Below are 20,884 nucleotides of genomic sequence, written 5' to 3' on the forward strand. Positions count from 1 at the left end.
TCTGTGCGGCGCTTACTGGGCGACCTGGTCGAAAACGTACGCGGTGGGCTTCTGCGCGGCGTGCGGGTGCTCAGCACCGCGGTACACCTTGAGCTTCGACAGCTGGTTGGCGCCGAGGCTGTTCTTCGGGAGCATGCCGCGGACGGCCTTCTCGACGGCGCGGACCGGGTTCTTCTCGAGGAGCTCCGAGTAGGTGACCGACTTGAGGCCGCCCGGGTAGCCCGAGTGACGGTAGGCCTTCTTCTGCTCGAGCTTCTGGCCCGTCAGCGCGACCTTGTCGGCGTTGATGATGATGACGAAGTCGCCCATGTCGATGTGGGGGGCGAAGGTCGCCTTGTGCTTGCCACGCAGGAGCGCGGCAGCGTGCGAGGCGAGGCGGCCGAGGACGACGTCAGTCGCGTCGATGACCAGCCACTCGCGCTGGGCTTCGCCAGCCTTGGGGGTGTAAGTGCGCGTCACAGTAGTGCTGCTTTCTTGATTCGAACGGAGAGGTTCGTGAATCCCACTCCGGGGTGGTTCCCCTCTCGATAAGAGGAGGAACACGCCAGTGGAGGGCTCACGTTCGCGGCGCCGGGTCAGCTGAGCCGGACACCAAAGATCAATAATACGCGACGCGGGTGCCTCGTCCAAACCGGCCCTCTAGCCGCAGCTCTCCTCAGATCACAAGCGCCACGCCGAGACCACCGAAGATGTCCCTCTGTATAAGAGAGGAATGGATGCTGCGCCCCGCGGCCTCACCAGAGCAGCAGCGCCGCCCCGATCGCGTTGAAGACGACGTGGGCGATCACGGCCCCTGCGAGCCTTCCGGTCAACAGGGTCAGCGCACCGCAGCCCAGCCCCACGGCCACGGTGCCGATGAGCAGACCGACCGGCACGAACTCCCCCGCCGCGAGCACGTGCAGCCCGGTGAAGATCGCCGTTGCGACCAGCACGGCCACCACGCCCGCGACGAGCCGGCCCGCTCCCGCGAGCGCATCACCGAGCGCCCGCTGCAGCAATCCGCGGAAGAACAGCTCCTCTATCAAGGGAGTCACGAGCACGGCCCCTGCGAGAGCCACGATCGTGGCCACCATCGCGTCCGATGCACCCCCCAGGAACCCACCACCGGCGGAGGGCGCAACGAGCTCCACCAACCCTCGCGCCACCAGCCCGACACCCAGCCCCGCGACGAGGTCGATCCAGGAGAACCCACGGAGTCCCACCGCAGCGGCGAACCGGTCGCCCGACACCCGCACGGCGACGATGACCGCCGCGAGCAGCGGCGCCGACAGCAGCACGAGGTCGACGGCCCCGACCACCACCGCCGGCCACCGCAGCAGCGCCGAATGCAGGGACGGCAGCCACAGCATCACGACCGCGAGGAGGAGCGCTCCGACCGCGGCGACCGCGACGGCCACCCACGGGTGTCTCCACGCACGCGCGTCCGATTCCTCCACCATCACAACTCCCGAGGTGTCCGGCTTAAGACGAAGACCCCGGGCGGGAGCCCGGGGTCTTCGAGGAGTTGGTGATCAGCGATTGCCGGCCGCGCGACGACGGGCGACGGCCGCCGCGACCGCGATGCCGCCGAGGCCGATCGCGCCGACGCCGAGCCAGATGATCGCGCCGGGGACCTCGCCACCGGTCGCGGGGAGCTGGCCCGAGCCGCCGGTGCCACCCGAGCCGGAGCCCGCGGCGGCGACGTTCAGCGTGACCGAGCCGATCGTGGTCTCGCCGTCCGAGACGCTGACGACGTAGGTGCCGGCGGTCTGCGCAGTGAACGAGGCCGAGGCCGAGCCGTTCGTGACGGGCTTCTCAACCGAGCTGCCGCCGCTCGACGCGACGACGATCGACGCCAGCGTGGCGCCCGTGCTGGGCGTGACCGAGAAGAAGACGGTCTGGAGGTCACCGAGTTCGGTGAACGTGACGGTGACGGACTGCCCCACAGCCGGCGTCGTGTCACTGACGGTGCCGGGAACGCCGGCGGGGTAATCAGCGGAGGCTGCCCCAGCGCCTCCGAGGACGAGCAAGCCTGCCACGGCGAGCGCGGCTACGGTCTTCTTGAACATGGCGTAGATCTCCCGAGTTATGTGCGCGTCATCGGCGGATTCTTTGTCGGCAAACGTTCGCCCGAGGGGCCGACTTGGAACACCATATCCCATTCTGAGAGTTCGATGAGAGGTCGAGGCGTTTCCAGAAGGTAACAAGTTGTCGCATTTGTCCCCTCTTTGGGGGACAAAACCGAGCAGATTGCTAGCCCGCCTGCACTAAGACGCTCGCAACCGCCATGAGAGCGATGTAAGAGGCGTTGTAGACGAGGTGTACCAACACGGCGCCCCAGATGCGACCCGTGAGAAGCACGAGCAGCGCGCACACCAGCCCGAGCAGTGAGAGCGACACCACCCCGCTCACATCGGCGGCACCCGAGATCCCGTGCACCAGCACGAACAGCGCGGTCGACCCGAGCGCGCTCACCGTCCCCGCGGTGAGCTTCCCGAATGGCCGACGCAGCACCGTGTACAGCGACACCAGCACGACGGCCCGGAAGAAGAACTCCTCGATCACTGGCGCCACCACCACCGGCCCCACGACATCGAACAACACCGACGACAGCGGCACTGATCCACCCACCTGCACGAGGCCGGGCCACTCGGCCGGTGTCCCGTCGAGTCCTTCGATCCATCCCTGCGTCGTCCGCAGCAGCGCGCCGAGCACGAGTCCGTACAGCACATCCACCGCACGCAGGCGCAGCAGCCCGATCGGACGCGACCGGGTGAAGGCCCACACGATGGGCAGCAGCATCCCGATCCAGACGATGGCGGTGGCGGATGCCGCGGCCCATGGCGAATCCCACACCGCGGCCACGAGCGACCCGAGCAGCACACCGGCGCCGAGCGAGATCAGTGCGATCGCCAGCAGGCCTTCGCGCCACCGGAAGACGGTGCGTCCGCCGAGCCGCCAGTCCGTGCGGGCCTCGTGCGAGCTGCGCCTCGACCGACGCGGCGCCTCCTCTTCGACGGGCACTTCGTCCGAGGCGACAGCGGCCGAAGCCCATGCCGGCGGCTGCAGCGACCACAGGTCGACCGTGGGTGCGGCGTCGCTAGGCTGGTCGGGCACGCGCCTACGTTACCCCGCCGTGTGGAGGCACCTTCTTGTTCGACATCCTCACGGTGTGCACGGGCAACATCTGCCGCTCACCCCTCGCGGAGCAGCTGCTGCGGGCTCGTCTGGCCGATCTGGCACCCCATGTCTCGAGCGCCGGCACGCGTGGCCTCGCCGCCGCGCCGATGACTCCCGAAGCCGCGCACATCGCCGAGGCGCTCGGCGTTCCGGCGACCGACACCGCCGAGCACCGATCGCGGTTCCTCACCGAGCAGCACCTCGTGAAGCCCGACCTGATCCTCGCGATGACCCGCACGCATCGCCGTGCGATCGCCGAGCTGGCGCCGTCGCGCCTGCGCTCCACGTTCACGATCCGCGAGTTCGCGCGCATCGCCGCGGCCGTGCCCGACGACGAGATCAAAGCGGCGACGGATGCCGCCACCTCCCCTTCCGAGAAGCTCAGGGCGGCAGCATCCGTCGTCGCGTCCTACCGGGGTCTCGTTCCGCCTCCGGAAGACCCGGAAGACGATGACGTGATCGACCCGTACCGGCAGCCGTGGGAGACGTATCTGCTGTCGGCACGGCAGCTCGAACCGGCGGTGACTGCGGTCGCGGCGACGGTGCGGCTGGCCGTCGTGTAACGCTTTCCGGGCTCCGACCAGGGCCTGTGGAAGAATGCACGGAGCAATTGCCACCCCGCGAGAAGGGCGACATGGAGCTCACGGACTACATCCGGATCCTGCGCAAGAACTGGGTCATCATCGTGGTCGCCACCCTGGTCGGGATCGGGGTCGCCGCCGCATGGTCGCTCACCCGCACCCCTCAGTACGAGGCGCAGAGCACGGTTTTCGTGTCGACCCAGTCGGGTTCGACGATCCAGGATCTGCAGCAGGGATCGAACTTCACGCAGTCCCGCGTGCAGACGTACACGAACCTCGTGACGACGCCGATCGTGATGAACCCGGTGATCGCCGAACTCGGGCTCGGCATGACCGCGAGCGAGCTGTCGGCCGAGGTCGAGGCATCCGCAGCTCTCAACACGACCCTCATCACGATCACCGTGACTGGTCCGGATCCCGTGCAGGCGGCCGATGTCGCCAACGCCCTCGGCGCGTCGCTCAAGTCCGTGGTCGAGCGGCTCGAGACCCCGAACGGCACGGACACGAGCCCTGTGCGGGTCGAGCGCGTGAAGGATGCGCTGCCCCCGCTCAGCCCGTCGAGCCCGAACGTTCCGCTGAACCTGGCGCTGGGTGCGCTGGTGGGTCTCGCGATCGGCATCGGCACGGCCGTGCTGCGCGCGGTGCTCGACACGCGCATCCGCACGCCGCGCGACGTGGAGCAGGTCACCGACCGCCCGCTCATCGGCGCGATCGCCTTCGATCCGAAGGCGAAGGAGCGGCCGCTCATCGTGCACGCCGATCCGCTCAGCCCGCGGGCCGAGTCGTTCCGCGCGATGCGCACGAACCTCCAGTTCCTCGAGACCGACGAGGGCCGCGCGTCGTACGTCATCACCTCGAGCGTGCCGAGCGAGGGCAAGTCGACCACGACCATCAACCTCGCCATCGCCCTGGCCGACGCCGGCAAGCGCGTCGCGCTCCTCGACACCGACCTGCGCAAGCCCAAGATCGCCGAGTACCTCGGCATCGAGGGCGGCGCCGGCCTCACCGACGTGTTGATCGGGCGCGCCCGCCTGAGCGATGTGATGCTCCCGTGGGGCAACCGCAGCCTCTACGTGCTGCCCGCCGGCAAGATCCCGCCGAACCCGAGCGAGCTGCTCGGCTCGAAGAGCATGCTCCAGTTGCTCGAGGCCCTCGAGCGGGATGTCGACATCGTGCTCTGCGACGCTCCTCCCCTGCTTCCGGTGACGGATGCTGCGATCCTCGCGAAGGCGACCAGCGGGGCGATCCTCGTGGTCAGTGCCGGCCACACCAACCGCCACCAGCTGTCGGGTGCGGTCGACGCGCTGAACACCGCCGGTGCCCACATCGCCGGCATCGCGATGACGATGGTTCCGACGCGCGGCCCGGACTCTTACGCCTATGGCTACGGGTACGGCACGTACGGCTACGGGTACGTGGAGGAGAAGCCGGCCAAGAAGGCCAAGAAGGCCAAGGCTGCGCCCGCGGCGCCCGCTCCTGCGCCGACTCGGCCGGCGGCCGGCCCCGTGCGAGCCGCTGCACCGGCGGCGGCCCGGCAAGCGAAGGCGACGGCACCCGCTGCGAGCCCGTTCGCCCCAGCGGACACGACACGGTCGATCCCCGCGCCCGCAGACGAGGCTGGTTCGGACGCCGGGCTGACGATCGACGAGATCGTCCGCCAGGCGGGTGGAGCGTCGGCCACACCCGGTCGCAACGATCCCCTCCCCTGACCTGATGCAACGTCTCGGCGCCCCGAGGTGGATTCTCGGCGCCCCGAGGTGGATCGCGATCGCCGGGGTCGCCGTGCTCGTAGCGGCGGTCGTGGTCCTCGTCGGGGCCGCCCTGCAGCACGCGAACCCGGAGTCCGCCAGCGGCGAGGCCGAGCCGGTCCCGACCTTCACGCTCGGCGCGCAGACCCAGACACCGACCCCGACGCCGATCGCAAGCTCTGTGGCCCTCGAGCAGACCCGCTTCCTGTCGATCGGGTCCGAGGTCTGGTGGCGCGCGACGGCGGGTTCATGCGCCGGGCCCGCGCCGGTGGTGGAGCGCTCCTCCGACCAGGGCGCGACCTGGACCGACGTCACCCCGGCCTACCTCGGCATCGCCCAGGTGCAGACCCTCGAGGCCTTCTCGCCCCGCGACGCCGAACTGGTGGCCGCGGCGACGGGTTGTGAGCCCGCAGCGTCGCGCACCTACACGCGTGGCGAGTTCTGGGACTCGTATCCCGACGTGCTGGCGGCGTCGCGGTACATCGATCCCCAGGACCCGGGCTCGGTTCACCTCCCGGCGGGCCCCGTGCCCGCGCCCTGTCCGACAGCCCTCGGCCTTCACGCCATCGGAGACGTCGTCGCGCTGGTGTGCGATGCGCGCGCTTGGTCCTGGTCGGGCAAGGAGTGGGTCGCTTTGACGCCGGAGGGAGTGCTCGCCGTCTCAGTCGATGACTCCGACGTCCTCGTCGCTCATCGTGCCGACGATTGCGCTGGGGTTGCGGTGTCGCGGGTGTCGTCGGCCGAACCGGCCTCCACGACTTCCGCTGGCTGCGCAGAGGGGACGGATGCTGCGGCTCCCGCCTCAATTGACACCACTGGTGACGCAATTGTGGTATGGGCGGGAGACGCATTGGTGACCATCGGGCCCTGAGCCAATCCTGAGCCGGCGTGCCACAGGACGAAACATGGTCATGGGCATGATGAGGGGTCTCTCATAATGGGAAGGCGTTTCCTCCAACCCCAGGATTTGGATGCCGACCTCGTATATTCCCCCAACACGACCAACTGGTACTCTGCCCCTGGTGGCCGGGAAATCCACCACAAAGCGAGAAGGCATCGTGACGTCGAATCCCCAGATCGACGCGCCAACGGAGTCGCCGTCTAGTAACCAGGCTCGGGCAGCCGCTTCTTCGGCGAGCCCCGCCACGCCCTCGAACCCGACGTCTTCGCCGGTCGTCGAGCGAGCGAGGAACAAACGAGACGCAACGCCCGACCTATCCGAGCAAACCCTCACCGCGGTCAGTAAGCGCGCCGAACCGCGCCGCGCCTCCTGGCGCCGCAACTACGCCACCCGACTCTGGATCAGCGATCTCTTTGTCCTCGTCTGGGTGGCTTACGGTACACAGCTCCTCTGGTTCGGCTGGGGTAACGCGCAGGTGGCCATCCGCGAAGACTCCCGCTTGAACGAGGTCTCGTACTGGGCCTTCTCGGCGGGCTTGGTCATCGCCTGGATGTGGGCCCTGTCCCTGATCGACTCGCGCGACCACCGCATCATCGGCGCCGGAAGCACTGAGTATGTGCGCGTCGCGCGTGCGAGCTTCACCTTCTTCGGTGCGATCGCGATTCTCGCGTTCCTTCTCCGCGTCGACGTCGCTCGTGGGTATCTGCTCATCGCTCTGCCGCTCGGCATCTTCGTTCTTCTCCTCGAGCGCTGGTTGTGGCGTCAATGGCTCATCGCGGAGCGTTGGCAGGGCAAGTTCTCGGCCCGGGTGCTGCTCGTCGGGTCATCCGATTCCGTCGCCACGATCGCACGTGAACTGCACCGCTCCCCAACTGCGGGCTATCAGGTGGTGGGCGCGTGCGTTCCGTCCGGAAAGGTCACCGACACGGTCCCTGGCACTTCCGTCCCGGTGATGGGAAGCGTCGACAACGTGGAGCGTGCCATCGCCGCCACGCGCGCCGACACTGTGGCCGTCACCAGCACCGACGATCTGCCGCCCCTGAAAGTGAAGCAGATCTCGTGGGCCCTCGAGGCAGGCCGCCAACACCTCGTGCTCGCACCGAGCATCGTCGATATCGCTGGCCCGCGCATCCACACCCGTCCCGTTGCCGGCCTGCCGTTGATCCACGTCGAGACCCCGAAGTTCAGCCGCGGCCAGCGCATCGCGAAGCGAACGATGGACCTCGTTGTCTCGATCGTGGGGTTGATCCTGATCAGTCCGCTGGTCGCGTTCCTCGCCATCAGCGTTCGGCTGACCTCCGAAGGTCCGGTCCTGTTCCGACAGAAGCGGATCGGCCTGAAGGGACGGGAGTTCGAGATGCTCAAGTTCCGCTCAATGGTCGTGAACGCCGAAGAACTCCTGGCCGACCTCCGCGTGAAGCAGAATTCCGGCAACGAGGTCCTCTTCAAGATGGCCGACGATCCGCGCGTCACCAAAGTCGGCAAGGTAATGCGCAAGTACAGCCTCGACGAGCTGCCCCAGTTGTTCAACGTCCTCGCTGGGAATATGTCGCTCGTCGGCCCGCGCCCGCCGCTGGCGAGCGAGGTAGAGATGTACGACACGCATGTCCACCGCCGGTTCCTCATGAAGCCGGGGATCACGGGGGCGTGGCAGGTCGGCGGTCGTTCTTCGCTCTCGTGGGAGGACTCGGTGCGGCTGGACCTCGGATACGTGGAGAACTGGTCTCTGATCGGTGATTTTGTGATTCTTGCTAGAACCGCCCAAGCAGCACTCGCCCCCGGAGAGACAGCACATTGAGCAGCGAAGCTTCGATCCCCGTTGATAACGTCGGACGCATCCTGCACGTCGCAGAAAGTTTCGGTGGCGGGGTTGGGTCGGCGTTGCTCGACTATGTGGCGAGCACCCCAGAGTATGAACACCATCTGCTGTACGCCGAGCGCGCGGACGCACCGATTGCCGTTTCCGATCTGCAAGCATTCGCTGCCACGACCGTGATGCCGGACGGGCATCTATCGCGGGTGGCTACTGCGCGCCGAGTGGCGGAGCAGGGCGCCTTCCGATTCGTCCATGCCCACTCCAGCTTTGGCGGCCTCTACGCCCGTCTAGCGGTCCGCCGCTCTCGACGGCCGATCGTGTACACGCCACACTGCTACGCGTTCGAGCGCGCGGACCTGAGGGCACCAGCGCGCTGGCTCTACAAGTTCGTAGAGTTTGCGCTTTCGTTCAACACGACGACTTTCGCGGCGTGCTCACCGCGCGAAGCAGCCCTTTCGAGATGGACATCGTCGACCTCGGCTGTTTTTGTGCCCAATGTTGCTGCGCCCCTCGCTGCCGGGCGCCGACCATCGAGCAACTATCCGAGCACCATCCGCGTGGTCGGCGCGGGTCGGTCGGCGCGTCAGAAGGATCCGTCGTTCTTTGTTGAGTGCGTACGTGCAGCTCGAGCTCGCGGACTGGACATCGAAGCGACCTGGGTCGGGGGCGACGACAAGCTGCGCAGACAGGTCGAACGCGATGGGATATGGGTGACCGGTTGGCTGCCGCGAGCGTCCGCCGTGAGGGAAGTCGCCAACGCGGACCTATACCTTCACTCAGCGGCCTGGGAGGGATTCCCGATCGCTGTGCTTGAATCGCTCGCCCTGGACGTCCCAACGGTGGTGCGCGAGATCCCGGCGTTCGAAGGCGTGCCACTTCCCAAAGTATCAACGCCCGAGGAGTTCTCTGAGCTTCTGACCAATGCATCGCAGCAACGGACGCTCGAGCATCTTCTGAACCAAGGAAAGCACGCGGTCGCTGACTTTTCCGCGAGCGCCCAGCGGAGCGCGTTGCGTGCCGTCTACGGCACAGCGTTTCCGCGTGCGTGAATTGCTGGCCACCCACCTGCGACCGAGTTGAGATGAACAAAGAACCCAACGTCCTTCTGTCCGCACGTGTCTACGATCGCCAGGTAGGCGGCAACACACGTTACGTCCATAACGTCTACTCCCGAATTGAGCAGCATGGGGTGGGCTTCCAACTGGCACGCCCGGCCAATGCCAGCGGCTCAGGAAAGCTCCGCAGCGCGCAGTACGCGGCCCTGGAGGGAATCGGCTGGCCACTAGCTCCACGACCCGACGCCACCGTTCTTCATTTTCCTGCAGATACGGGGGCGGTCGCGCGTGGGCGACTGCCAATCGTCGGCACGATCCACGGACTGGCGACCCTCCATGTACCGGGGGTGCGCGGTTCTGCCTCAGACGCCCTATGGCGAGCTCGTGTACGACGGCTCGCACGCGTGAGTGACCAGATCATCACGGTGTCAGAGTCATCGGCAAGCGATATCGCCCATTTCGAACCAAGCGCGGCGAACCGGATCACGGTGATTCACCACGGCATTGACCACGACCGATTCAATCCGGTGCCTGTCGACGATTGGGAACAGGTGCGCGCCAGGCTGAATCTGCCCGCCCAATTCTTCTTCTATGCAGGCAATCTCGATCCTCGAAAGAACATCGTGGCACTGTGCGCGGCAGCTCAGGAGGTGCACGCCGCTACCGGGATCCCCCTGGTCGTCTCCGGCTCCGCTGCATGGGACAGCGCTGACTCGCTTCAGGCTGTCGAACATACGCCGGGTGTGATCTACCTGGGGCGGACCTCCGACACAGACATGATCTCGTTGATGCAAAATGCTCTCGCGTTCTGCTTTCCCTCGCTCTACGAGGGTTTCGGGTTTCCGGTTCTGGAGGCAATGGCCTGTGGGGCGCCTGTGATCTGTAGCGACCGCGGCTCGCTCCGGGAGGTCGCGGGCGACGCATGCCTCATGATCAGTGATGTCTCCGCGACCGGCATCGCGGAGGCGATGACCGAGCTCCTAGCGGACCCGCGTGAGAGAGAGTCGCTGACAAGGAGTGGCTTTGATCACGCGGCGAACTTCCGCTGGCAAGTGTCCGCTGAAGAGCACGCGCGTGTCTTCAAGGAGGTCAGCAATTGAAGATCGTGCTGATTCACGCATACAGCTCGTCTAATTCTGGCGACGGGCTCCTTGTGGCAGAAGCTCTTAAGCTCCTGCAGACCAAGTTTGCGGCTGCAGAGGTGCTGGTGCTCGCTCTCGACCCGGACAGCTTCCAGACCACAGCGTCCGTACGCTACCAACATCCCCTCACAGGCGAAACGTCGACGCCATCGACTCGCAAACTGCTACTCGCTTCGCTGTCCGGTCTCGCCCGAGGTAGCCGACTGCCGACCCCGACGCGCGACGCCATTAGAAGCGCCGACCTCGTCGTTGGCGTCGGTGGCGGCTACATGCGTGGGGCGAACCTCATCGAAGCCGTAAAGATGGTGCTGGTGCACGCGCCACAGGCGGAGGCCGCAACTCTCAACCCTTCTACCGTCTACCTCCCGCAGAGTGTTGGTCCGTTCCGATTCCAGTCGTCACGCTTCGTTCTCTCGCGGCTTTCGAGGGTTCCGATCTACTACGTTCGCGACGCACGATCTCTCGCTTCCCTCTCCACCGCTCCCGACGTTCGCCGTGTTCCTGACAACGCTTTGCTGGCAATCGGCGACGGGGAGCCCCCCGTTCGTCCGGCGTCGGCGACGCCTCATGTTGGACTAGTGGCCCGGAGCCTCGCGTCAACCCGACAACGTCGTGCCAGGTACATCACGCGAATACGTGACCTACGGGAGAAGACGAACGCCGAGCTACTTATACAGGCCCGAGCGCGCGGGAATGACGACGGTTCGTTCTATGAAGCGACGTTTGGTGAGACGGGGTCGCGGACGCTGTTGGAGGGCACCGCAGGCGCGAGCCCGGCGAGCGTGGTGATATCGGTGCGTCTGCACGGAGCGATCCAGAGCATCAGAAACGGGGTGCCGGCCATCCACCTCAGCTACGAACGCAAGGGGTGGGGCGCTTTCGAGGACCTTGGGCTTGGCGAATACGTCCACAACGCGTTTGACTTCGACCCGGGGTTGGTGAGCGAGCAAGCGATGTCCCTAAGCGAGAGTCCGGATGCCTACTGGGGCCGAGTCACCAACGCGGTTCCGCATCTGAGGCAAGCCCAGACGAGAATTTCGGATAGTCTGGCTGGCCTCGTAGCAAGTGTCGGAATCCCTAGATGACGGCACCAAGTGAGCCCGGACACCCTTTCATGGCTGTCGCGATTCAGGCGCGTATCGCGCCGCATGCGCAACGCGCCATTCTGGCCCTCCTCGATGTGACCAGCTTACGTGCTGGCGCGGCGCGGCTGCCGACGATGGCACCGTGATGTCGCAGTCCCGGCATGCGGCGATGTCGTCATTGGCGATGATCGGCGCAGGAGCAGCTGTTGCGATCGTTCCTGCCACCCTTCAAGCGGTCGGTGCCCGCTTGTTCACGACGGATCAGCAGGCTGGCATCGCACTCGCAATCGGAATCGGCGTGTTCGTGAGCGCGGTACTCAATGCGGTAACCCTCGAGGCCCGTCTTGCGGACCCGCTCATTGGAGTGAAGTCCTACCTGCCGCTATGGGCGACCGTTTCCGGCATCGTCGGCGGTCTCCTCTTGATTGTTGCACCGACGTCACCCGCGTTCGTGTCCGTCGCCGTCCCGCTGACCATGACGGGATTGCAGATTGGGCGAACTCATGCGATCACCGACCACCGCTGGGTGAGTGAGCTAGTTACAGCCGCAGTGCTGGGCGCGGGATGCCTCGCGGCCTTCGTCGTTTCGTCGAGCGCAGCAACCCTCGCGGTCGCGATCCTAGGAGTGGCCGTGATCCTCGCCCACGCGGTGCGCGCGGTCGGCGCACCCCACAAGGTGTCGAACAGACCCAGCGTGAGCCGAGCGTCGTGGGTGGGTGCAGAAACAGCGGTAGTCGCAATGATGCCACTCGCGCTGAATGCGATCGTTCTTCTGGCGATGTCGGCCGCGGACGCCGTCGCCTTCCGACTGGTACTCACGGTCCTCGGGATTCTCCAACCGCTACTCGGTTACCTCCGAACGCGGTTGCTCGGCCATCCGTCGGTTCCCCTAACCTTGGTGCTGTCCGGCATGACTGCGCTCGCGTTGGTTTCGGTTGTGGTCGCCGATCTAGCTGGGCTGTTCGAGTTCATCTTCAGCGACTCCTGGGACGCAGTTCCTTTGGGCGCTCTGGTTGCCGCGTGCGCGTGGAAAGCTGTGTCCATACCGTCGACGATCCCGTTCGCGAGCATGCGGCGAAAAGGCCTCGTGCGGGAGGTGTTCATTGCCAGGTCTGCCTCGACAGGCATCTACCTCGCATTGGGCAGCGCCGCCGCGTTCGGTACCCAATCGCTGACCTCGGTATACATCGCGTTCATGGTCGCAGAGTTGACAACCTTTGCGATTTACGCGATCAGCAATTCGCGCAACTAGGGTGCGCGACACACGCGACGCATTCCGCAGCCCGTTACGCTCATTGCACGGCCGGCCGGACCCCTTGGAGGACCCACAGCAAATGGCGACCTTCTTTGCATTTGCACCGGCGTGGGTACTGGCCGGCTATTGGATCGCGGCTGTCGTAACCATCTCATATACGATCTGGAAGCTCACGAATCGCAAGTATCTCGTCAGCCCATACATGATCGTGATCTTCACCTTCGCTTTCGCGCTCCTGATCGTCGCCCCGTTCCAGTACAACGACCGCGCTTTCCAGGTCATCAGCTCTACGCTCACCGCCGGTCCGTTCTACTCCTATCTGAGCCTGAGCATCGGCGTGAACTCTTACGGCTTCGCTCTCATCATGGCGACCCTGTGGTTCGTGGAGAGCCGGAATACCCCGCGCCGCTCTCCACCACTCGTACCTCGGCCACCTCTCATCGCGATCACGACCGTCGCGGTAGCGCTCTTGATCGGGATCGTGATCTTCGTGGGATGTCTGGCGGTGGTGCGCACGATCCCCGTGTTCGGCGACCGAACCGTGTTCAACGCGGCAGCGAGCCTGCGGCCGGTGTACAACTTCGCCAACTACCTAATCTTCTTCGCCACTTCGGGGCTCGTCGTGTGGAGCTTCATTTTGCGCTCTCGAAGGTACATCCTTCTTATTGTCGTCGGATTGGTCTGCATCTTCTTCACGGGTGGGCGAACGTCGCTGTTTGCGACCCTCGAGCTGATTGCTCTGATGTGGATCTACCGCCGCTTTCAGGGCCACACCATGCGGGCAACTGGTTGGATCGTCGGACTCCTCGGAGTGTTCGCCGTCGCTGGCCTATTCCTCGCCTCGTTCCGGGCAGGCGGCGAGTTCCAACTCAACGGCGTGCTGGACTCCGCGCTATACGGAAACACGTTCTCCGATGTGAGGGACGGCGCGTACGTAGCCGCAGGTTGGGACCAGCGGATGGCGGGAGCCTCACTCGGTGGCAACACATACCTCGCGGGTCTCATGTCCTTCATCCCGTCATCATTGTCAAGCTTCCGAGAGACCTGGTCGTGGGGATACTTCACGACGGCAAGCCTCTTCGGATGGGACGACCACTACGGATTCCGCGGCGGCTGGTCACTCGAGGTGTTCATGAACTTCGGAGTCTTCGGCGTGGTCCTCGCCGCGCTGGCGTGCGGCTGGCTTCTTGGCAGACTTGAAGCGATGTTCTACGCGGGCGTCGTCCAAGATCAGGGGGCTTGGTACCCGAACGCCTACCTTTGGAGCTGGGTCGGCTACGGCGTCTTCACCGTCCTGATCGCGTCGAGCGCGACCTATAATCTCTACTCACTGATCGGGATTATGGCCCTCCTCTGGGTGCTCACGCTGGTTCGTCGGGGCCTTCATCGCTCTCTCGGCATCGAACAGCGCGTTGCGGAGAGGGAAAGAGCTCGGTTCAGCGGGACCGGAAGGTGACAGCGAACAATCAGTTTCACCGCGAGGGACTAGAGGTTGTTGTCGAGGCACTCCTGGACTGCAGTGCGGCGTGAGGCCGTCTCTTCGCCTATTGCGTCACGAACGGTGGAGTCGGCGGGAGAACTTCGCAAGCCAGATCACGGTTGATGCGACGACCACGGCCGACGATATCACCGCGTGGCTCGCGGCCCCTCGGCGCACGGCGTGGAGCTGCCCCTCAGGTCTACGACGATCGCCGACAACATCGCACCGGAAGGTGATGTGGGGCGCACGCGTCTGAGTTGCGCTGTCACGGGAGGGTAGGTGAACGCGACGGCGACGAGGGCGAGCAGCACTGGGAAGGCTCGCCCCTGCGTCCAGTAGGTGAATCGCGAGAGCTCGAGCAGACCGACGAACAGCGTCGCAACGCCGAGCATCGCTGGCAAGCTGCCCTTGGTCATCCTCGTGAATACCGCGCCCACCATGACGCCGACGACGAGCCATATCAGCACGGCGAAGACAAGCCCGAACTCCGCATAGGAAACGAGAAACGATCCCGTGTTGTTGAACTCGGGGTTGGCGTTGATCTTGAGCGTTGTTGCCCACCACTCGGTGGGCTCCATGCCCATCCGGCCCGGATAGGGGAACAGCGACGAGATGACTGGCGCGTTCCAGAATCCGTCGATCGTGAAGTATGGCAAAGTGCTGGTGGTCGGCATGGCGTCGACCATCAGTGCCGAGTTGTTGAACGACGTCGTGTAGTATCCGGCGAGCCGCAGTGACACCCAGTCGGTGAAAGGCAGCGGCGTGATCCACTGGTAATAGACCCAGCTCCGGGTGTACTCGAACACGGCGAACACGCCCCAGATGACGGGCATCGCGAGCACTGGGGCAATGCGGACTAGCCTCGCGCCGCGGCGGCCCGGGTCGACGGTGAGCGCGGCGAGGATGATGAACGGGACGAGCACTTCGATGAGCGCGAGCCGCTCGGCGTAGAACATCGCGCGGACGGCTGCGAGAGCGAAGAACCACAGGTAGGAGCGACCGCCCACCCCGAGCTTCCGGAGAATGAAGCCAATCGCGACTGCGACCGGCCCGAACTGCGTCATCGTCGTGACGCCACCGATGGGTCGACTGTTCTCCTTGAGGGTGCCGATTGCGCCTTCCTCGCGGTTCAGCACGCCTATGAGTTCGGTGAGTGAGACGCCCTGAGCGATGGCGCTCGCGAACCAGAGCGCGTAGCCGACGAGCGTGAGGAAGACGAGCACTCGGTAGGCCGTGCGCAGGTACTGGACCCTGCGCGGCGTGAAGGTGATTATGGCCTCGCCGCCGCGGACGGCCATGCCGGAGCCGAGCAGAATGCCGACTAAGAACGTCAGCATCAGGACGGCGAGGATCGTGGGCAGGTCGCCGGTGAGGAACTTGGGCACGCGCCATTCGCTCATGTACGTCTGGTTGGGCACGACGACGGTCGCGACGAATGCCATCGAACCGGTAAGTAGGACGAACGCCCACGCGGGGTGCAGCCACCAGGGCCACCGGATCGTCAGGGATGCGTGGGTGAGCCGGTCTGTGGACATCATTCGTGTTCACCGTCTCCGACAGCGATCAGCTGGACCACAGCGCCAGCCGCTCCGCAGACGAGCGTGATCAGCAGGACGAGTCCCAACGGCGACTCGAGCCAATGCGCGAGGCCGACCGAGGCGCAAGCGCGGCTATGCCTGCGAACTGCCCGACGGAATTCCAACGCGATCCCATGGCAGCGATTCTACGGGCCATGGTGGCTCCGCCAATTGTCCAGAAAGTGTGGGTGTTAGGACGATGGTCCCCCGCCCGACCACATCGTGTCGCCGGAACGTTCCTTTCTCAGACGACGGTGGCGTTGTGCGTCTGTCTGTCATCGGCTGCGGGTACCTCGGGGCCGTTCACGCGGCAGCCATGGCGTCTATCGGCCACGACGTGGTCGGCATCGACGTCGACAAGCGCAAGGTCGCGTCCCTCTCGCGCGGCGAGGCGCCGTTCTTCGAACCCGGACTGCAGGACATCCTCACCGAAGGCATCGCCTCCGGACGCCTGCAGTTCACGACCGACATGTCGCAGGCCCAGGGCGCGAAAGTGCACTTCGTCGGCGTCGGAACCCCGCAACAGAAAGACGGCTACGCCGCCGACCTCACCTACGTCAACGCCGCGGTCGACGGACTCCTCCCGTACCTCTCACCCGGCGACATCGTCGCCGGCAAATCCACCGTCCCCGTCGGCACCGCCGCCGATCTCACCCCCCGCGTTGAGGCGACCGGCGCGACGCTGGTGTGGAACCCCGAGTTCCTCCGCGAAGGGTTCGCCGTCAAGGACACAATCGACCCCGACCGGCTCGTCGTGGGTGTGCCGGCAGGCGAAGCCGGTGAGGCGGCCGCCGACCTGCTGCGCGAGGTCTACCACCCCTCCGTCGCGAAGAACACGCCGTTCATCGTCACCGACCTCGCCACCGCAGAATTGGTCAAGGTCGCCGCCAACGCGTTCCTCGCGACCAAGATCTCGTTCATCAACGCGATGGCGGAGATCGCCGAGGTCACCGGCGCCGACGTCACCCAGCTCGCCGACGCCATCGGACACGACGTGCGCATCGGCCGCCGCTTCCTCGGTGCCGGCATCGGGTTCGGCGGCGGCTGCCTCCCCAAAGACATCCGCGCGTTCTCCGCCCGCGCCGAAGAACTCGGCCGCGGCGAATCGGTCGCGTTCCTCCGCGAGGTCGACGCGATCAACCTGCGCCGTCGCGAACGCGCCGTGCAACTCGTCCTCGAAGCCTTCGGCGGATCCGTCTTCAAGAAGAACGTGACCGTGCTCGGCGCGGCGTTCAAGCCCTACAGCGACGACATCCGCGACTCCCCCGCACTCGACGTCGCCGTGCGCCTGCACGGCCTCGGCGCCTGGGTCACCATCACCGACCCGGCCGCGCTCGAGAACGCGCAGCGCCTGCACCCACAGTTGAACTACGTCGCCGACCGCGACGAAGCGCTCCGCGCAGCCGACGCCATCATCCTCGTCACCGAGTGGGACGAATACCGCCGCGAACTTACCCCCGAGCACGCATCAACGCTCACGGACGGCCGGGTCGTCATCGACGGCCGCAACGGGTGGGACGCCGCCGCCTGGCGCAACGCCGGATGGAGCTACTACGGCATGGGGCGGCCGTAAGCGTCAGAGCTCGTACACGCCGAGCAGCTGCCAGCCCTCCGGCACCTTCGCCTCGAGCGCGGCCATGTCGTCCGCTTCGATCTGCTCGACACCGTCGCGGCGGGCCATCGTCGCGGTCGACGTGAGCAGCTGCGATCCCTTGGGCATCGCCGCTGGGACGTCCGTCACAACCCACCCTGCGGCCAACTCCGCCCTGACGGCGGTGCTGAGGGCCTCGAGCGAGGCACCCTCCACATCGACGGTGCGGGTTTCGACGGGGCGGATGCGGCCGATGAGCATGCATCGATCCTATGAGCGCGTTCCGCCCGGCGATCGGAAGGCAGCCTGTTTTCCGCGGGCAGCCTGCGGTATCGTCACTCTATTCTCGACGGTGAGACAGATCCCGACAGGATCACCCGAGCCTGGCTGCCCGCGTCGCGGAATCCGTGACTGCGCGGAGACGGCCGTACGACCTCCGCGTGTCGCTGGGGGACGGAGTACGACGTGAAGCGTGCACTCATCACCGGGATCACCGGTCAGGATGGCTCCTACCTCGCCGAGCTGCTGCTCGGCAAGGGTTACGAGGTCCACGGCCTCATACGCCGGGCGTCGACCTTCAATACGCAGCGCATCGACCATCTCTACGTCGATCCGCACGATCCGAGCGCGAAGCTCTTCCTTCACTACGGCGACCTCAGCGACGGCGCCGGGCTGGTGAGCCTCCTCGTGAAGATCCATCCGCACGAGGTCTACAACCTCGCCGCCCAGTCGCACGTGCGGGTGTCGTTCGACGAACCCGTGCACACCGCCGACACGACGGGGATCGGCACGGTCCGCCTGCTCGAGGCCGTGCGGTCGTCGGGCATCGACACGAAGTTCTACCAGGCCTCGACGTCGGAGCTCTACGGCGCCACGCCCCCGCCCCAGAACGAGCTGTCGCCCTTCTATCCGCGCTCACCGTATGCGGCCGCCAAGCTGTACAGCTTCTGGATCACGAAGAACTACCGCGAGGCGTACGACCTGTTCGCCGTGAACGGCATCCTTTTCAACCACGAGTCCCCGCGGCGCGGCGAGACCTTCGTCACGCGCAAGATCACGCGCGCGGTGGCCCGCATCCAGGCGGGTGACCAGAAGGACCTCTACCTGGGCAACCTGGACTCGATTCGCGACTGGGGGTATGCGGCCGAGTATGTAGAAGGAATGTGGCGGATGCTGCAGGTCGACGAACCCGAAGACTTCGTGCTCGCGACCGGCCGGGGTTATACGATCCGCGATTTCCTCGAGGCATCCTTCGGCCATGTGGGGCTGGATTGGCAGGAGTTCGTGAAGTTCGACGAACGCTACCTGCGTCCGACCGAGGTGGACGCACTCATCGGTGACCCGGCAAAGGCCGCGGAAAAGCTCGGGTGGAGAGCCACGCTCGACGGTAAGGACCTCGCCACGCTGATGGTCGACGCCGACATCGAGGCGCTCGACAAGAAGCCAGAGTGGATCGACTCGGTCAACCTCGCATCGTGGACGCCCGAGCCATCGCTGGTCGGTCGATGACTGCAGCGACCGATGGCGTCGAGTACGCGCCGGGCGAGCTGGACCGCGACGCGACGTTCTACGTGGCAGGGCATCACGGACTCGTCGGCTCGGCCATCGTGCGCCGGTTACAGGCGGCGGGCTTCACGAACATCGTCGGCCGGACGTCCGCTGAACTGGACCTCAAGAACCGCGATGAGGTCTTCGCCTACCTGGCCGGGATCAGGCCGCGGTACCTCGTGCTCGCTGCGGCCAAGGTGGGAGGCATCCTGGCGAACAGCACGTATCCGGTCGACTTCTTGAGCGACAACCTGCGCATCCAGTCGAATGTGCTCGACGCGGCGCTCGCGAACGAGGTCGAGCGGGTCGCCTTCCTCGGTTCGTCGTGCATCTATCCCAAGTTCGCGGACCAGCCGATCAGCGAGAACGCGCTGCTCACCGGACGCCTGGAACCGACGAACGACGCGTACGCGATCGCCAAGATCGCCGGCATCCTGAACATCCAAGCCGTGCGGCGCCAGTACGGGCTGCCGTGGATCTCGGCGATGCCCACCAACCTCTACGGGCCGAACGACAACTTCTCACCGACGGGCTCGCACGTCCTCCCGGCACTGATCCGCCGCTACGACGAAGCCGCGCGGGCGGGCGCATCGTCGGTCACGAACTGGGGCACCGGAACACCTCGGCGTGAGTTCCTTCATTCCGACGACATGGCGGATGCTGTGCTCCACCTGCTCGAGCACTACGACGGGCCAGAGCAGGTCAACGTGGGCACGGGGTCAGACCTCACCATCCGCGAGATCGCCGACATGATCGCCGGGATCGTGGGCTTCGAGGGCGAGACCGAGTGGGACACGTCCAAGCCCGACGGGACTCCGCAGAAGCTGCTCGACGTGTCGAAGCTCGCCGAGGCCGGCTGGACATCGAAGATCCCGCTGGAGGAGGGACTCGAGCGGACGGTCGCCTGGTATCGGGACCACGTCGGCGCTGTACGCGCCTAACCCGCGACGGGCCTCAGCTGTACGGCTTCTCCGCCTCCCAGCCCGGGTGCAGACGCATGTCGGGAGGGACGTCGGCGCCCACCTCCTGGGCGAGCCAGACGAAGTAGCTCCACATCCTGACGCCGTTCGCGTTGTCTCGACGCCACCGGAGGAATCGCTCGAGTTCCGGCCAACTGTTCTTGATCGGGCCCGCCCAGTGCGCGAACGCCTCATCGCGACCGACGTATCCCCGGTGGACGTAGATCCCCAACGTGTTGTAGAGGCCCAGCGTGCGGTTGACGAGATCGAACTCGCGCGGGCTCACGCGGAAGATCAGCGAGATCTGCCACGGATGCTTCATGCGCGTATGCAGGATCCGACGTCCCGCTTGGGAATCGGGGGATGTCAGGAGGTCGTGGAGGTGAATGAAGAGCTGGCGCTTCTCGGAGTGACGCACGAACCAGATCGCCGTTGCCGAGAGGATGAGCGCCAGGATCGCGGCGACGGCGGCGATCAGTTCGGCGGTGTTTCCGTTGATCGTCGCGTTCGCGGTCGCAGCGAGGAACAGCATGCGCTCATCGTAGGGGCGCTCGGGCAACGCTCCGCTACGTTGGACGCAATAGCCGACTTCTGTCTCGCCACGGAGGACACGAAATGTCTCAGCGCCCGCTCGGCGTCACCCTCGTCGCCATCATCGCCTGGATCTCGGGCTTTCTGCAGATCATCGGCTCGATCTTCGTGATCATCGCCGGCCTCTTCATCACGTGGCCCGCGATCGTCGGATGGATCAGCCTCATCATCGGCATCGTCACGCTCGCCGTCGGCGTCGGACTCTGGCGTGGCAACCACACCGCTCGCACCATCGCGACGATCGTGTTCGTCGCCAACATCGTGCTCGAGGTGCTCGGGATGTTCAACGGCGAGAGCCTCTGGTCGGCCATCGGCGGCAGCATCCTGTCGATCATCGGCTTGATCCTGCTCTACACGCGGTCGGCGCGGCAGTACTTCGGGAGCTGAGACCTCCGG

20 protein-coding genes are annotated in these 20,884 nt (G+C 65.7%); 13 read left to right on the plus strand and 7 right to left on the minus strand.

Features of this window, described 5'->3' with window-relative positions; translation table 11 throughout:
* Positions 1-12 precede the first annotated feature (12 nt).
* From rplM to ACLBXX_RS12920, 4 genes are all read right to left on the minus strand, one after another.
* Positions 13-459 carry a 50S ribosomal protein L13 gene (gene rplM, locus ACLBXX_RS12905; protein ID WP_447658347.1) on the minus strand — a complete coding sequence of 149 codons (447 nt, stop codon included), beginning with the start codon at positions 457-459 and terminating at the stop codon, positions 13-15.
* Between the two features lie 275 nt (positions 460-734).
* The gene (locus ACLBXX_RS12910) at positions 735-1,397 is read right to left on the minus strand and encodes a CPBP family glutamic-type intramembrane protease (RefSeq protein ID WP_447658348.1); all 663 of its coding nucleotides are present in this window, start codon (positions 1,395-1,397) and stop codon (positions 735-737) included.
* A 114-nt stretch (positions 1,398-1,511) separates the two neighbouring features.
* Positions 1,512-2,048: an LPXTG cell wall anchor domain-containing protein gene (locus ACLBXX_RS12915; RefSeq protein WP_447658349.1), complete on the minus strand. Its 537-nt coding sequence runs from the start codon at positions 2,046-2,048 to the stop codon at positions 1,512-1,514.
* Positions 2,049-2,232: 184 nt separating this feature from the next.
* Entirely contained in the window at positions 2,233-3,096 is an 864-nt protein-coding gene (locus tag ACLBXX_RS12920; RefSeq protein WP_447658350.1) for a CPBP family intramembrane glutamic endopeptidase, read from the minus strand.
* A 35-nt stretch (positions 3,097-3,131) separates the two neighbouring features.
* Here ACLBXX_RS12920 and ACLBXX_RS12925 point away from each other — a divergent pair, with 35 nt between their 5' ends.
* The 9 genes from ACLBXX_RS12925 to ACLBXX_RS12965 all read left to right on the plus strand — a co-directional run bounded on the left by ACLBXX_RS12925 (position 3,132) and on the right by ACLBXX_RS12965 (position 14,198).
* On the plus strand, positions 3,132-3,722 hold the full coding sequence (locus tag ACLBXX_RS12925) for an arsenate reductase/protein-tyrosine-phosphatase family protein (RefSeq protein ID WP_447658351.1): 591 nt from the start codon (positions 3,132-3,134) through the stop codon (positions 3,720-3,722).
* Positions 3,723-3,793: 71 nt separating this feature from the next.
* On the plus strand, positions 3,794-5,449 hold the full coding sequence (locus ACLBXX_RS12930) for a polysaccharide biosynthesis tyrosine autokinase (RefSeq protein WP_447658352.1): 1,656 nt from the start codon (positions 3,794-3,796) through the stop codon (positions 5,447-5,449).
* Positions 5,450-5,453: 4 nt separating this feature from the next.
* Positions 5,454-6,359, plus strand: coding sequence for a hypothetical protein (locus ACLBXX_RS12935; RefSeq protein WP_447658353.1), 906 nt, complete (start codon positions 5,454-5,456; stop codon positions 6,357-6,359).
* A 151-nt stretch (positions 6,360-6,510) separates the two neighbouring features.
* The gene (locus ACLBXX_RS12940; protein ID WP_447658354.1) at positions 6,511-8,187 is read left to right on the plus strand and encodes a sugar transferase; all 1,677 of its coding nucleotides are present in this window, start codon (positions 6,511-6,513) and stop codon (positions 8,185-8,187) included.
* The gene (locus ACLBXX_RS12945) at positions 8,184-9,254 is read left to right on the plus strand and encodes a glycosyltransferase family 4 protein (protein WP_447658355.1); all 1,071 of its coding nucleotides are present in this window, start codon (positions 8,184-8,186) and stop codon (positions 9,252-9,254) included. Before ACLBXX_RS12940 ends, ACLBXX_RS12945 begins: the two co-directional genes overlap by 4 nt.
* Before the next feature lie 32 nt (positions 9,255-9,286).
* Entirely contained in the window at positions 9,287-10,360 is a 1,074-nt protein-coding gene (locus tag ACLBXX_RS12950) for a glycosyltransferase family 4 protein (protein ID WP_447658356.1), read from the plus strand.
* 5 nt (positions 10,361-10,365) lie between these two features.
* The gene (locus ACLBXX_RS12955; protein WP_447658391.1) at positions 10,366-11,487 is read left to right on the plus strand and encodes a polysaccharide pyruvyl transferase family protein; all 1,122 of its coding nucleotides are present in this window, start codon (positions 10,366-10,368) and stop codon (positions 11,485-11,487) included.
* A 142-nt stretch (positions 11,488-11,629) separates the two neighbouring features.
* Positions 11,630-12,739 carry a hypothetical protein gene (locus tag ACLBXX_RS12960; RefSeq protein WP_447658357.1) on the plus strand — a complete coding sequence of 370 codons (1,110 nt, stop codon included), beginning with the start codon at positions 11,630-11,632 and terminating at the stop codon, positions 12,737-12,739.
* A gap of 82 nt (positions 12,740-12,821) precedes the next feature.
* A complete protein-coding gene (locus ACLBXX_RS12965; protein WP_447658358.1) occupies positions 12,822-14,198 on the plus strand; it encodes an O-antigen polymerase in 1,377 nt (458 codons plus the stop codon).
* A gap of 170 nt (positions 14,199-14,368) precedes the next feature.
* On the opposite strand, the gene ACLBXX_RS12970 is transcribed toward ACLBXX_RS12965, so the two are convergent.
* A complete protein-coding gene (locus ACLBXX_RS12970; RefSeq protein ID WP_447658359.1) occupies positions 14,369-15,760 on the minus strand; it encodes a hypothetical protein in 1,392 nt (463 codons plus the stop codon).
* 301 nt (positions 15,761-16,061) lie between these two features.
* Here ACLBXX_RS12970 and ACLBXX_RS12975 point away from each other — a divergent pair, with 301 nt between their 5' ends.
* Positions 16,062-17,372 carry a UDP-glucose dehydrogenase family protein gene (locus tag ACLBXX_RS12975; protein ID WP_447658360.1) on the plus strand — a complete coding sequence of 437 codons (1,311 nt, stop codon included), beginning with the start codon at positions 16,062-16,064 and terminating at the stop codon, positions 17,370-17,372.
* Between the two features lie 3 nt (positions 17,373-17,375).
* Here the strand turns inward: ACLBXX_RS12975 and ACLBXX_RS12980 are convergent, their stop codons facing one another.
* A complete protein-coding gene (locus ACLBXX_RS12980; protein ID WP_447658361.1) occupies positions 17,376-17,651 on the minus strand; it encodes a hypothetical protein in 276 nt (91 codons plus the stop codon).
* A 204-nt stretch (positions 17,652-17,855) separates the two neighbouring features.
* Between ACLBXX_RS12980 and gmd the strand changes: the two genes are divergently transcribed.
* Positions 17,856-18,899 (plus strand): GDP-mannose 4,6-dehydratase, encoded by a 1,044-nt coding sequence (gmd, locus tag ACLBXX_RS12985; RefSeq protein WP_447658362.1) that lies wholly within the window; start codon positions 17,856-17,858, stop codon positions 18,897-18,899.
* A complete protein-coding gene (locus ACLBXX_RS12990; protein ID WP_447658363.1) occupies positions 18,896-19,879 on the plus strand; it encodes a GDP-L-fucose synthase family protein in 984 nt (327 codons plus the stop codon). The genes gmd and ACLBXX_RS12990 overlap by 4 nt, the downstream gene beginning before the upstream one ends.
* A 13-nt stretch (positions 19,880-19,892) precedes the next feature.
* Here ACLBXX_RS12990 and ACLBXX_RS12995 read toward each other — a convergent pair whose 3' ends face one another.
* Entirely contained in the window at positions 19,893-20,429 is a 537-nt protein-coding gene (locus ACLBXX_RS12995) for a DUF4760 domain-containing protein (protein WP_447658364.1), read from the minus strand.
* An 83-nt stretch (positions 20,430-20,512) separates the two neighbouring features.
* Here ACLBXX_RS12995 and ACLBXX_RS13000 point away from each other — a divergent pair, with 83 nt between their 5' ends.
* Complete coding sequence (locus ACLBXX_RS13000) at positions 20,513-20,875, plus strand: hypothetical protein (RefSeq protein WP_447658365.1); 363 nt, start codon at positions 20,513-20,515, stop codon at positions 20,873-20,875.
* Positions 20,876-20,884: the final 9 nt, after the last annotated feature.

Source organism: Microbacterium sp. C23T, from assembly GCF_053345975.1.

Bases quoted from the DNA above. Each gene is read 5' to 3' on its own strand.
- ACLBXX_RS12915 (WP_447658349.1), bottom strand. From the start codon at position 2,048: ATGTTCAAGAAGACCGTAGCCGCGCTCGCCGTGGCAGGCTTGCTCGTC.
- ACLBXX_RS12930 (WP_447658352.1), top strand. From the start codon at position 3,794: ATGGAGCTCACGGACTACATCCGGATCCTGCGCAAGAACTGGGTCATC.
- ACLBXX_RS12935 (WP_447658353.1), top strand. From the start codon at position 5,454: ATGCAACGTCTCGGCGCCCCGAGGTGGATTCTCGGCGCCCCGAGGTGG.
- ACLBXX_RS12950 (WP_447658356.1), top strand. From the start codon at position 9,287: ATGAACAAAGAACCCAACGTCCTTCTGTCCGCACGTGTCTACGATCGC.
- ACLBXX_RS12965 (WP_447658358.1), top strand. From the start codon at position 12,822: ATGGCGACCTTCTTTGCATTTGCACCGGCGTGGGTACTGGCCGGCTAT.
- ACLBXX_RS12970 (WP_447658359.1), bottom strand. From the start codon at position 15,760: ATGATGTCCACAGACCGGCTCACCCACGCATCCCTGACGATCCGGTGG.
- ACLBXX_RS12980 (WP_447658361.1), bottom strand. From the start codon at position 17,651: ATGCTCATCGGCCGCATCCGCCCCGTCGAAACCCGCACCGTCGATGTG.
- ACLBXX_RS12990 (WP_447658363.1), top strand. From the start codon at position 18,896: ATGACTGCAGCGACCGATGGCGTCGAGTACGCGCCGGGCGAGCTGGAC.
- ACLBXX_RS12995 (WP_447658364.1), bottom strand. From the start codon at position 20,429: ATGCTGTTCCTCGCTGCGACCGCGAACGCGACGATCAACGGAAACACC.
- ACLBXX_RS13000 (WP_447658365.1), top strand. From the start codon at position 20,513: ATGTCTCAGCGCCCGCTCGGCGTCACCCTCGTCGCCATCATCGCCTGG.